Annotated in this window: 14 protein-coding genes and 1 riboswitch; of the genes, 11 read left to right on the forward strand and 3 right to left on the reverse strand. The window is 49.3% G+C overall.

Annotation, left to right across the window (positions count from 1 at the left end):
* Positions 1–19 precede the first annotated feature (19 nt).
* The 10 genes from DC345_RS29475 (at position 20) to DC345_RS29520 (ending at position 9,245) form a co-directional block, all read left to right on the forward strand.
* Positions 20–805 carry an ABC transporter permease subunit gene (locus tag DC345_RS29475; protein WP_113056161.1) on the forward strand — a complete coding sequence of 262 codons (786 nt, stop codon included), beginning with the start codon at positions 20–22 and terminating at the stop codon, positions 803–805.
* A 24-nt stretch (positions 806–829) separates the two neighbouring features.
* Entirely contained in the window at positions 830–1,606 is a 777-nt protein-coding gene (locus tag DC345_RS29480) for an ATP-binding cassette domain-containing protein (RefSeq protein WP_113056162.1), read from the forward strand.
* A gap of 24 nt (positions 1,607–1,630) precedes the next feature.
* Positions 1,631–2,752 carry a histidinol-phosphate transaminase gene (hisC, locus tag DC345_RS29485; RefSeq protein WP_113056163.1) on the forward strand — a complete coding sequence of 374 codons (1,122 nt, stop codon included), beginning with the start codon at positions 1,631–1,633 and terminating at the stop codon, positions 2,750–2,752.
* 108 nt (positions 2,753–2,860) lie between these two features.
* A riboswitch (TPP riboswitch) is annotated at positions 2,861–2,963 on the forward strand.
* Positions 2,964–3,133: 170 nt separating this feature from the next.
* Entirely contained in the window at positions 3,134–3,901 is a 768-nt protein-coding gene (locus DC345_RS29490) for an ABC transporter ATP-binding protein (protein ID WP_113056164.1), read from the forward strand.
* Complete coding sequence (locus DC345_RS29495; RefSeq protein WP_397333791.1) at positions 3,888–4,700, forward strand: ABC transporter permease; 813 nt, start codon at positions 3,888–3,890, stop codon at positions 4,698–4,700. The genes DC345_RS29490 and DC345_RS29495 overlap by 14 nt, the downstream gene beginning before the upstream one ends.
* A gap of 48 nt (positions 4,701–4,748) precedes the next feature.
* Positions 4,749–5,816: an ABC transporter substrate-binding protein gene (locus tag DC345_RS29500; protein ID WP_113056165.1), complete on the forward strand. Its 1,068-nt coding sequence runs from the start codon at positions 4,749–4,751 to the stop codon at positions 5,814–5,816.
* Between the two features lie 239 nt (positions 5,817–6,055).
* On the forward strand, positions 6,056–6,868 hold the full coding sequence (gene thiM, locus DC345_RS29505; protein WP_113056166.1) for a hydroxyethylthiazole kinase: 813 nt from the start codon (positions 6,056–6,058) through the stop codon (positions 6,866–6,868).
* Positions 6,865–7,677 (forward strand): bifunctional hydroxymethylpyrimidine kinase/phosphomethylpyrimidine kinase, encoded by an 813-nt coding sequence (gene thiD / locus DC345_RS29510; protein ID WP_113056167.1) that lies wholly within the window; start codon positions 6,865–6,867, stop codon positions 7,675–7,677. The genes thiM and thiD overlap by 4 nt, the downstream gene beginning before the upstream one ends.
* Positions 7,677–8,342, forward strand: coding sequence for a thiamine phosphate synthase (thiE, locus tag DC345_RS29515; protein WP_113056168.1), 666 nt, complete (start codon positions 7,677–7,679; stop codon positions 8,340–8,342). The genes thiD and thiE overlap by 1 nt, the downstream gene beginning before the upstream one ends.
* 159 nt (positions 8,343–8,501) lie before the next feature.
* Complete coding sequence (locus DC345_RS29520) at positions 8,502–9,245, forward strand: MerR family transcriptional regulator (RefSeq protein WP_113056169.1); 744 nt, start codon at positions 8,502–8,504, stop codon at positions 9,243–9,245.
* A 368-nt stretch (positions 9,246–9,613) separates the two neighbouring features.
* Here the strand turns inward: DC345_RS29520 and DC345_RS29525 are convergent, their stop codons facing one another.
* On the reverse strand, positions 9,614–10,096 hold the full coding sequence (locus DC345_RS29525) for a hypothetical protein (RefSeq protein WP_113056170.1): 483 nt from the start codon (positions 10,094–10,096) through the stop codon (positions 9,614–9,616).
* A gap of 196 nt (positions 10,097–10,292) precedes the next feature.
* On the opposite strand from DC345_RS29525, the gene DC345_RS29530 reads away from it, so the two are divergent.
* Positions 10,293–10,754 (forward strand): ferritin-like domain-containing protein, encoded by a 462-nt coding sequence (locus DC345_RS29530; RefSeq protein ID WP_113056171.1) that lies wholly within the window; start codon positions 10,293–10,295, stop codon positions 10,752–10,754.
* A 95-nt stretch (positions 10,755–10,849) separates the two neighbouring features.
* Here the strand turns inward: DC345_RS29530 and DC345_RS29535 are convergent, their stop codons facing one another.
* Positions 10,850–11,500, reverse strand: a complete 651-nt coding sequence (locus DC345_RS29535) for a deoxynucleoside kinase (protein ID WP_113056172.1) — start codon at positions 11,498–11,500, stop codon at positions 10,850–10,852.
* Positions 11,497–12,120: a deoxynucleoside kinase gene (locus DC345_RS29540; protein WP_113056173.1), complete on the reverse strand. Its 624-nt coding sequence runs from the start codon at positions 12,118–12,120 to the stop codon at positions 11,497–11,499. The genes DC345_RS29535 and DC345_RS29540 overlap by 4 nt, the downstream gene beginning before the upstream one ends.
* Positions 12,121–12,363 lie beyond the last annotated feature (243 nt).

The raw sequence follows: 12,363 nt of genomic DNA on the forward strand, positions 1-12,363 counted from the left end.
ACAAGGAGGTAGGCATAACGTGCGGTCCAAAACCTTTAACCGGGCATGGTTTAACCAGTTCATCCCTTTTGTTGTACCACTACTCATTCTGGCTTTGTGGCAATGGCTGACTGCATCCGGAGTTGTTGCAGCCAATATTTTGCCCCGTCCCGCTCAGGTACTGGAGGCCTTCATTCGTCTGCTTGGTAACGGTGAACTACTGAACAACATCAGTATTAGTGCCAGACGAGCTTTGGGAGGATTCCTCATTGGTGGGGGGCTGGGTTTCCTGCTGGGAGTGCTGAACGGCATCTCCTCCCTTGCGGAAAAGATCGCAGACTCCTCGGTGCAGATGATCCGTAACATTCCGCATCTGTCCTTGATCCCCCTCGTTATTGTGTGGTTCGGGATCGGTGAAGAAGCAAAATTATTTCTCGTTTCCCTGGGAGTATTCTTTCCGGTATATCTGAATACGTTCCACGGCATACGATCGGTCGATCCCGGTCTGATTGAAATGGGCAAAGTATATGGCCTCAGCCGTTGGTCCCTTTATAAAGACATTATCCTGCCTGGAGCACTGCCTTCCATTCTCGTAGGTATTCGTTATGCACTTGGCATTATGTGGCTGACCCTTATCGTAGCCGAGACAGTTGCGGCGGATGCGGGGATTGGCTACATGGCGATGAACGCGCGGGAATTCATGCAGATGGATGTAATCGTCTTAAGCATTCTGCTATATGCCCTGCTGGGCAAACTGTCCGATACCATCGCCAAATGGCTGGAACGGCGCTGGCTGCGCTGGAACCCGGCCCTATCCCGCAAGTAAAGCCAAAGGAGCGTGAATTGATCCATGAGCACAAGTCAGATCAGTCCTTTTCTTCAAGTAGATGGGGTTCAGAAATCGTATGATCAGCGGACGATTCTATCCGACATCAATGTCAACGTAAGACAAGGGGAATTTGTAGCCATCGTTGGACGAAGCGGCTGTGGCAAAAGCACGTTGCTGCGTCTGATCGCCGGGCTGGAATCCCCTTCTTCCGGGAGCATTATGCTGGGCAACAGAAAGCTTGGCAGCACAGCACCCGAGACACGGTTTCTATTTCAGGAAGCCCGGCTGCTGCCTTGGAAATCGGTGCTCGACAATGTACGGCTGGGCATCCCCGACAAGAACAAGGACGATGCACGCCAGTCGCTTCGCAATGTAGGACTTGGAGAGCGTGAAGGTGACTGGCCGGGGGTATTATCTGGCGGACAAAAACAACGTGTCGCCTTGGCAAGGGCACTCGCAAGTCATCCGCGCTTACTGCTGCTGGATGAACCGCTGGGTGCATTGGATGCATTGACCCGAATCGAGATGCAGCAATTAATCGAACGCTTGTGGGTAGAAGAAGATCTGACCGTCATTCTGGTCACGCATGATGTCAGCGAGGCGGTTGCGCTGGCTGACAGGGTGCTGTTAATCGAGGATGGCCATATCACGATGGATACCCGAATTACGCTGGAGCGGCCGCGCGTTCGGGACAGCGGGTTTGCTCATTTTGAGAACCTGATTCTGAATCGGTTGTTGACTCCTCCACAAGAGACACCACAGCAGATAGCCCAGAAACAGATATCATTCTCGATCTAATTCCATTGGAAAGAAGGTATGATTATGCAATCCCTCTCAACCGTTCCCTCTCCTCCTGTTAAAGATCTGTTAAATCAAATTCCGGCTTATACACCTGCCAAATCCATGGAACAGATCCGGCGGGAATTGGGACTGGAAAGTGTAGATCGACTTGCAGCGAACGAGAACCCGTTTGGCTCTTCTCCCCTGGCAGCGGAAGCGGTCAGATCACTGGGTTCCGATCTTTTGGCTCAATACCCCGATAGTTCCAGCCAACTGCTGCGTGACAAACTTGCGGAACGTCTGGGAGTGCGTACCTCCCAACTCGTATTTGGCAGTGGATCTTTCGAGCTCCTAACCCTTACCGCCCAAGCTTATCTTAATCCCGGCGAGGAATCACTCATTCCGGTGCCCTCCTTTAACTGGTATAAGGGCGCTACGCTGCTGGCAGGCGGGGTCATCCACGAAGTTCCGTTGGTCAACCATTCGCTGGATCTGGAGCAATTCCGGCAGCGGATCAATGCTTCTACCCGAATCATCTGGCTGTGCAATCCGAATAATCCAACAGGAACCATTTTCACGGCAGATGCCCTGCTCGGTTTACTCGAACATGTGCCCTCCCATGTCGTGGTTGTCCTGGACGAAGCGTATTATGAATTCGCGGAAAGTGAAGATTATCCTGATACGGTTAAGCTGCTGGAGCAGTATAATAATCTGATTATTTTGCGTACCTTCTCCAAAATATATGGACTGGCCGGCCTGCGAATTGGATATGGCATCGGGAATGAAAGCATCATTGAAGGCATTAACCGGGTCAAGCTGCCCATCAGTCTGACAGTCACATCCCAAGCCGCTGCTTCGGCCAGCCTGGATGATCATGAATTTGTTTCTCATTGCCTGCACTACAATCGTCAGGGACGGGAAACGTTAATGCAGTCCTTGGAGCAGTGGAAATTACCCTATATCCCTTCCGAAACAAATTTCATCATGGTGGATCTGTTGCAGGATAGTGGCCCAATTACCCAAAAATTGTTGCACAGAGGCATCTCTGTTCGCGGCGGTGCCGAATTCGGTATGCCTACCTGGCTTCGAATTACGATTGGTACACCTGAGCAGATTGCCCGTCTGATCGGTGAGCTTGATTCACTGTTACATTCAAACGATTAGAATCCTGGATTACTTTCCTGACTCACAGTACTCACACTTCTTTTAGGCCACACTCTTTACATTCCACTTGCATGTGATATATGCTGAACACACAACTGTATATCTTAAACATTGCACTAGGGGAGCCTTGCGGCTGAGACGAATCGAACGATTCGGACCCTTTGAACCTGATCTGGATCATACCAGCGGAGGGAAGTGGAGCGGCCTCTCAGTAAGCGGATTTTTTCATGTTGATGATGAAATTTAATGTGAATTGAACTTACAGACCCACTCATTTCTCCGGAAATGGGTGGGTCTTTTTCGCGTTCTGCTGGCAGATCAGAAGGTGTAATTAAAGATCCTGCGGTTTGAATTTTGAATCACAAGGGGGGACGGAACGAGATGGATAACGACATAACCATTCACAACATGAGCTACGCTTTCCCGGGAAAAAGGGATTCCCCCGTGCTCTCCAATGTGTCGATGCGTGTAGCCAAAGGCGAATTTGTCTCGCTCATCGGTTCCAGCGGCTCCGGCAAAAGTACCCTGTTCAAGCTGCTGGCAGGCTTGCTTGAGCCAACACACGGAACCATTGACATTCCTTGGGTTCAAGAAGGAAAGCGACTGGGGCAGGTGGCCTACATGCCGCAAAAGGACCTCCTTTTATCTTGGAGAACCGTCATGGAGAATTGCATGCTCCCCTCTGAACTTACTCCAGGTCGGCAGGATAAGGTAAGGATACGAGCGGACATTCTGGCTGGTCTCGACAGATTTGGCTTATCCGGCCACGCGAATGCTTACCCGAACGAGCTGTCAGGTGGTATGCGCCAGCGTGTCGCGCTGCTTCGCACTTTGCTGACAGGTGGCCAACTTATGCTGCTGGATGAACCATTCGGTGCACTCGATGCCCTGACCAAACGGGAGATGCATCGCTGGCTACTGGAGCTCTGGGAAGGCATGGGCAAAACCGTGTTGTTCATCACACATGACATTGAAGAAGCCCTGCTGCTCAGTGATCGGATTATCCTGTTAACTCCGGGGGGCCAAGGCCAACAGCTGCAGGATCTGACGGTACCTTTGGCACGTCCAAGACATTCGGACATGATCTACGAACCGGCTCTCGTTCAGATGAGACGACTATTGGAGGAACAATTGCATGCGATACGGTAACTTGAGAGACAGCATGAAGGATAGCATAAGAGGTTGGCTTGCCCGTTATGGTCTGTTTTTTTTGCTCATGCTCTTGCTGCTTGTCATCTGGGAGTGGGTTGTGCGTATGGGATGGGTGCCTTCCTTCATCATTCCAGCCCCGACGGCGATTGCCCGTTCGCTGTATGATCATCGCCACCTCTTGTTGGCTACACATCTGCCTGCTACCTTGATGGAGGTTGCCGTTGGTTTTGGCTTGTCCATTGTTGCCGGAATTGTACTTGCAACTGGTATGCATATGAATCGGTCGATTGAAAAAGCGTTATATCCCTTCATCGTGATCAGTCAGACGATCCCGCTGATTGCCCTATCCCCCGTCTTCATCTTGTGGTTTGGCTACACCTTGTGGAGTAAAGTTGCGGTGGTGTTCCTGATTGCATTTTTCCCGATAGTGGTGAGCACCTACGATGGCCTGCGTCAGGGTGATCCGGAGCAGCGTGAACTGCTGCTGACGATGGGGGCCAGCAAGTGGGATATTTTTCGCAAACTCCAGATTCCACTTGCCCTTCCCTCCTTCTTTTCGGGACTGAAAATGTCTGTGGTGTATTGTGTGGTCGGTGCAACGATCGGTGAATGGCTCGGTGGAAGCAAGGGCCTTGGTTACTTCAGCCGCAGAATGTCGAGCAATATGAACACGGATGCCATGTTCGCCGCCATCGTGCTGTTATCCCTGCTTGGTATCGCCCTGTTTGTACTCATTGCATGGATGGAGAGAAGATTCGGTACATCACGGCATGCAGGTAGAAGAAAAACTGGATAACTTTCGGATTTCAAAACAGAAAACAAAAGAAACGAGGAACTTTACGTTATGAATAAAAAGCATATCTATTCCCTGCTCCCCATTCTGCTTATGACCCTGTTGCTGATCGTCAGCGGATGCGGAAATACGGTTACCAATACACCTGCTACAGATTCAAATTTCAATGCAAACGATACAGAATCATCTGCTATAGAAACGCCATCGGCATCCAAAGACAAGCTGTCCATCATGCTCGATTGGTACCCGAATGCAGTGCATTCCTTCATCTATGTTGCTCAGGAAAAAGGTTACTTCGCGGATCAAGGTCTAGATGTCGATATCCAGATGCCTGCCGATACCAATGACTCACTCAAACTTGTTGCCGCCGGGAAAATCGATCTGGCACTAAGCTACCAGCCGCAAATCTTGCTCGCTCGTGGGGAGAACATTCCTGTACGTTCGATTGCAGCCGTCGTTCGTCATCCGCTTGTGCATCTGTTGACCGACGCAGACGGTAAAGTGAAGTCACCAAAAGATCTCGAAGGGCAGACGGTTGGCTATTCCTCAATCCCTCTGTATGAAGCGATGGTGCGTACCATGATCAGCCAGGATGGCGGTAATCCCGACAAGATGAATCTGGTGGATGTGGGATTTGACCTGATCCCTTCCCTGGCTTCCGGACAGGCAGATGCCATTATGGGTGGTTTTATTAACCATGAACAATTGATTCTGGAAAAGGAAGGCCATGCCATGAAATCGATCAATCCTGTCGATTACGGTGTACCTGATTATTACGAACTGGTCCTCACTGCGAGTGATGCGGGCATTGAAGCGAAAAAGGATCAGCTTACCCGCTTCATTAAAGCGATACAAGAAGGACAGAAATATGTGACAGAGCACCCCGAAGACGCGCTGAACATCCTGCTGGCGCATGAGAACGAAACCTCTCCACTTGACCCGGAGATTGAAACCCAAAGTCTGAATATTTTACTGCCATTGATGAATGAAGAAAGTCAGCCGTTTGGCAGGCAGGACGTCTCTTCTTGGGAAAATGTTCGGGCATGGCTCGTTCAAAGTGAATTGATTCCGGATTCGGTGAAGGCTGAGGATGCTTTTATTAATCTACAGGGCGAGTAAGAAAGGTGTCGCTCACAAGAGTAGTTTCGGGATTAGATTGGGACGAATGGAATCTTTAACGAGGATGAGGGCCTTCTATCAGGCTTTTCTATATGGACTTTGCAGCTATCCGGGAATAACGTTTAACTCCCGTCATTAATTGGAAACCGGCAACGTTGCAGAGTTAGCAACTGATATAAGGGCAACTCTGCCCTGCCTGCTTTTGTTCTCAAATTGCTTATTTATAAGGAGGAACTCATATGTCTTATCTGGAACGTGTTCGTATGCAAAATCCGCTTGTTCATAACATTACGAATATTGTCGTCGCTCCGTTTACGGCCAACGGTTTGCTTGCACTAGGTGCATCTCCCTTTATGGCCTATGCGCATGAAGAAGTCGCTGATGTTGCCAAGATGTCGGGAGCGGTTGTACTGAACATTGGCACACTGGACGAAAAGGTGGTCAAGGCGATCCGCCTGGCGGGTCAATCAGCTAATTCAAATAACGTGCCTGTTGTGCTCGATCCGGTGGGAGCTGGCGCGACCGCCTATCGTACGGAAACCGTTCAGATGCTCGTTCGTGAGCTTCGCCTCACGGTGTTGCGGGGCAATGTGGCAGAAGTCGCCAATGTCATCGGTGAGCGTTGGAGTATCAAAGGTGTAGATGCCGGTCAAGGCGAGGGCGATCGAATTGGAATAGCAGAACGGGCAGCACAAAAACTCGGCTGTGTGGTCGTCATTACCGGACGCGAGGATGTCATTACAGATGGACAAACGACATTCCTGACGAGTAATGGACATGCCCTGCTTACCCAAGTGACTGGTGCAGGCTGCTTGCTCAGCTCGGTAATTGGTGCTTTTGCAGCCATAGCGAAACCGGGAGACGACTTGCTCGGCAGTGTTGTGGAGGCACTCGCTTTCTATGGTGTTGCAGCAGAGATTGCGGCGGAACATACCGCTGAGCTGGGACCGGGCAGCTTCCAGATCGAATTGCTGAATCAACTGGCTCAAGTGACACCTGACATTCTCGCAGAGCGGGCACAGATTCGCCAGATTGATGGGGGTACGCAATGAGTATTGCGCAGGCTTTAACGATTGCTGGTTCCGATAACGGTGGCGGGGCCGGAATTCAAGCAGACCTGAAGACCTTTCAGGAGCTCGGTGTATACGGCATGACTGTAATTACAGCCATTGCTGCCCAGAATACAACAGGTGTGCAGGGCGTCTTCCCTATTCCTTACGATGGTATCGCTCAACAGTTGGATTCGACCGGTGATGATTTTCATCCTACAGCCGTGAAGACGGGCATGCTCTATAGTGCCGAAATCATTAAACTGGTTGCCGAGAAATGGCAGCAATATGGCTGGTCCAATCTGGTCATCGATCCGGTTATGGTTGCCAAAGGAGGCGCTCCCCTGCTACAGCAGGAGGCCGTTCAAGCGCTAATTACAGAGCTGCTGCCTCATGCACTGATCACGACCCCGAACATTCCGGAAGCCGAGCTTCTTACTGGAATGTCTATTATAAATTTGAGTCAGCGCGAAGAAGCTGCAAGACGAATCGTGCAGATGGGCTCCACGTATGCTTTGGTGAAAGGTGGTCATGATGAGGGGAGTGGCATGATTGTCGATGTGCTTTATGATGGGCAGTCTTTTCACTATTTGGAGAATGTTCGGGTGGTGACAAGGCATACCCATGGAACGGGTTGTACGTATTCCGCGGCCATTACTGCCGAATTAGCGAAGGGCTCAACTTTACTGGCTGCCGTCATCACCGCGCGAGCATTCATTCAGGCAGCCATCGAAGATGAGCTGGGGATTGGGGCCGGACATGGACCGACGAATCATTTTGCGTATCAGCGCAGACTGCGGGGTGAACAGTAATGCGCCCTCTGGATGCAGAAGCAGTACGGCTTGCGATGCAGGTGTATTTGGTCATGGGCAGCGTGAATACGACGCGTGACCCGGTGGAGGTGCTGCGCCAGGCCATTGCTGGCGGCATTACGCTGTTCCAGTTCCGGGAAAAAGGAACTGGCGCTCTGGTTGGCGAAGCCCGCATCACGCTTGCGATGCGGCTTCGCGAGGTGTGCAGCCAGCAAGGGATACCGTTCATCGTGAACGATGATGTGGAGCTGGCTGTGGCGGTGGAGGCCGACGGCATCCATGTCGGCCAGAACGATGCGGACGCGGCGCTGGTACGCGCCCGCATCGGAGAAGGGCGGATGCTTGGCGTATCCGCCCACTCCGCGGAGGAAGCCCGCCGTGCGGTGCAGGCGGGCGCCGACTATCTTGGCGTCGGGCCAATGTACCCGACGCGGTCCAAAGCGGATGCCCACGCTGTGCTGGGCCCCGCTGGGGTAGCGGAACTGCGCGCCGCAGGCATCGCAGTTCCGGTGGTAGGTATCGGCGGCATTACGCCCGATACCACGGCCGCCGTGATGGCGGCAGGAGCCGACGGCGTAGCCGTCATCTCCGCCATTGCGGGCGCGGCCGATGTACGCGCAGCGGCTGCGAAGTTCGCTGCAGCGGTGCGCGGGATGCAGGCGTAGCCATGCCCTGCACCGCCAGCCCGTGTGCTGCACCAGATAAAGGGTGCAGCACATTCAGTCATTCTCAAGATGCAGCTTCCATGCCTGCATCTTATTTTTATTTGTTGACTCTCACGTAACGTGACGCTGTACAATCGGTGGTGTAAGGAGGTTGTAATCATGGCCATGAAAGTAAAAGAAGTCGCCGAACTTGTCGGAATCAGTGTGCGCACACTGCATCATTATGATGAGATCGGACTGTTAACACCGGACGAAGTGACTTCTGCCGGATATCGACTGTATTCAGATGCCAATCTGGAAATGCTGCAGCAGATTATATTTTTTAAAGAACTCGATTTCTCTCTGAAAGATATCAAGGAGATTATAAACAATCCATCGTTCGATCGAGAAGAAGCTCTAAATATGCATCGCCGTATTTTGCTGGAGAAACGCAAGCGGTTGGACCAAATGATCGCCACCATTGATAAATCGGTTCAACACGTGAGAGGAGAAATTAAGATGACAGCCAAAGAACAATTTGAAGGGTTTAATTTCAGTCATAATCCGTATGAGCAGGAAGCGCGGGAACGTTGGGGAGACCAAGCAGTGGATCAGGCTAATCAAAAGTTACAAAACCAGTCTCCTGGGGAGCAAAAAGCTCTATCCGATCAAATGAATTCAATCTACACTCGACTTGCAGCAATTCGTCACACGGATCCAAACTCTGCCGAAGCTCAAGCCGGAATCTCGGAATGGTACAACTATCTGAACAATATGGGCAATTATTCTCCTGAAGCCTTCAGAGGGTTGGGCCAAATGTACGTAGACGACGAACGTTTTACACGTAATATTGATCAATTCAGTGAAGGCTTGGCTGTATTTATGAGGGATGCCATGGCTGCGTTTGCTGATCAGAACAGTTAATCCAGACCTGGATTGACTCCGCATATAACATTATCCGATCCTCACGTAATCAGAGGTAGACAAGTAGTTCCATTTCGATCTTTCTATTGCTAAGGAAAGCTTGCTCTCTCGATACAGGCAATATGATCGTATTAAATAGAACTCCCTTCTCCCACAACTTTTCCGTGTTCATGCAAATGTGCTGGACAGTCGAAGGGATTCAACATTACTCAGTTTACACAAAAAAGGGACGTACGCCCCAAAGCGTCACGTCCCTCTTTTAGTATCTCAGCCGCAATGTGAATAAACCATTACAGTCATTCACTCTGAGTACTTTTTAGATGAAGGCAGTCCCTGTATTACAAAGGTCTGCTTCCTGCTATCATCGGTTAAGCTCTAGGAGCGTGATCAGACGAAGAAGCATCCGATGCCAGACTGGTCTTCGCCATCCGTCCTGGAATCTGCCATGCCGATACAATCGCCAGTACAATGAATAAAAGGTCAACCGGCTCACTGAAATAATCCGTAAAGGTTTCCACAAATGCACTTACCATCTCCCCATCGAACACCAGATCCAACATGCTTGCATCGCTGAACAACTCGGAAGTAAAATACACCACCGTCAGATACTTTCCAAGCAAAATGCCGATAAGTGCAAAAATGACTGCAATGGCTTTGTGTACCGTCGCGATCCGTTTGTTCGAAAACAATACAACCGCGTAGCCTGTGAGCGCCCCAATGACGATAGCAATGAGCCCTAGCTCCCTTTCCGTCATGGCAGCGATCACTGCCCACACAATCCCTCCTACAACTGCTGCCAATAATCCACCAACGATTGGCATGCCAATCTTGATCCCTTGTTTCTCTTCCACGTTGTCTTTCCCTCCTGAGTCATGCTTATGCTTCTTTTCCAGAATTCACCTTTCCTATGAAACCACAAATACTCCTTTTATTCAACAAATTTCTCCCTGCTTTTGTATCGTTCCCCCACTTTTTAAGAAATAGGAACGCCCGCCCATTAACCGCATATTCTGGTTAAAACGAGTTTGGAAGGAAGGAGTACCCCCCATGTACTATGTTCCCTATTACCGGAATGACAATATGCTGTTAGCGCAAATTTCCAAAGCTATTAATGGAGAATCCTCAGCAATTGCCTGTTACGCAAAACTGGCAGAATTAGCTCCCTCAGAAGTGGAAAAAGCACGTATTCTGGAGATACGTCTTGATGAATTAGAACATCTTCAAAAATTCTCCGCCATTTATGTTTCGTTAACAGGTACGCAACCTACGGTCCAAATTTCTCCGGATTGTCCATCAGAGTATTTCGCGGGTATAGATTATGCTTTTAATGATGAGCAAAACACGGTTGAGTTTTACTCACAAGTCGCAGATCAAGCAAATGACCCTTACATTAAGGAATCGTTTCGATGTGCAGCAACGGATGAGCAGAGGCATGCCGTCTGGTTCCTGTATTACTTAACAAAGCATAAGTCAAAAACATCTTTTGAGAATTCTCCTATGACCAAATAACGAAAAAAATTCCCCTCTATAAGCTTTCGCTGGCGTAGAGGGGAAGACTATATAAATCTAATTATCTCTTGTCATAAGGCAGTTTTTATATACACTTAAGCTCGCTTGGAAGGATTGATGACAGCAGCAATCTGTGCCAAAATGGCATCCACCGATGCTGGGTCATTCACATCATACTCATCGATGTTCAAACGCAGTACTGGACAGGCCGTAAACTGATTAATCCATACCGAATAGCGCTCATGCATATGCTCCCAGTAGGAACGGTCCGTCTGGATTTCCATCTCCCGTCCGCGTTCCGTAATTCGATTCAGAATGGATGGCAGACTGCCTTCCAGGTAAATCAGTACGTCCGGATGAGGGAAATAAGGTGTCATTACCATCGCTTCAAACAAACTGCTGTACGTCTCAAAATCTGTAGCCGACATTGTGCCCTGATCTGCATGCATTTGCGCAAAGATACCTGTATCCTCATAAATAGAACGATCCTGTACAAATCCGCCGCCCAATTCAAAGATTTTCTTCTGTTCCTTGAAGCGCTCTGCCAAGAAGTATATCTGTAAATGGAAGCTCCAACGTTCAAAGTCATGATAGAACTTCTCCAGATATGGATTATGGTCGACTTGCTCAAGAGAAGTCTTGAAGCTTAATCGCTCTGCTAGTGCCGCTGTTAGCGTGGATTTGCCCACCCCAACGGTACCTGCTACCGTAATTAATGCATTCGTCGGAATGCCATAGTTGTTCATGTGATATACTCCTTTACCTGATTAACAATCTGTTTGAAATGTTCGGGATACTCTACAAAATCAAGTTGCTCCGCATTCACCTTAATAATTATTGGCGGATTCGGGCTGCCAGCCAGGTAGGCCATACCTGTTTTATAATCTGCAATTAACTGCTCCATATAAGCCGGGTCCATATCCTGTTCAAAAGACCGTCCACGTTTGTTGATCCGGTTCATCAATGTATCGAGTTCAGCCTCAATATAGAGCACCAGATTGGGTTTCGGCAGATCATCCGTTAAGAGATGATAGATTTGACGGTATTTGTCCCGTTTCGTTCCCTTTAAGGTACGATCAGCAAAAATCATATTTTTATAGATATGATAGTCCGAAATGACGGGTGTATTCTTCTTAATATAGTGCGCACCTGTGTCTTCCAGTTGCTTGAACCGGTTACAGAGGAAAAACATCTCAAGCTGGAAGCTCCACTCATCTATATCCTGATAGAAGGAAGCCAAAAAGGGATTCTCTTCTACAATTTCCTTGACCAGCGGAAGGTTAAGTTCCTGAGAAAGCATCGTTGCCAACGTTGTTTTCCCCGCACCAATCGGACCCTCCACGGCAATAAACGGGGCTGATTTCATCGTAATTCAGTTCCTCCTCGTACTCATTGCGTGTTCCGTTTCTATACAGACCCCACCTATTGTATCACAGCTTGGATGATGGGAAGGCCAGTATTTTATGTATAAAATGAGTTTTATCTCTAAAACGAAGATATATAAAACAGCCTACAGTAGTTTGATTCATTTCCAAGATCATAATAACAGAAAAAGACACGATCGCTTATGTACGATCGTGTCTTTTGATTGCTTGGCGGCGTCCTACTC

This window comes from Paenibacillus taichungensis, assembly GCF_003287275.1.
GTDB lineage: Bacteria > Bacillota > Bacilli > Paenibacillales > Paenibacillaceae > Paenibacillus > Paenibacillus taichungensis_A.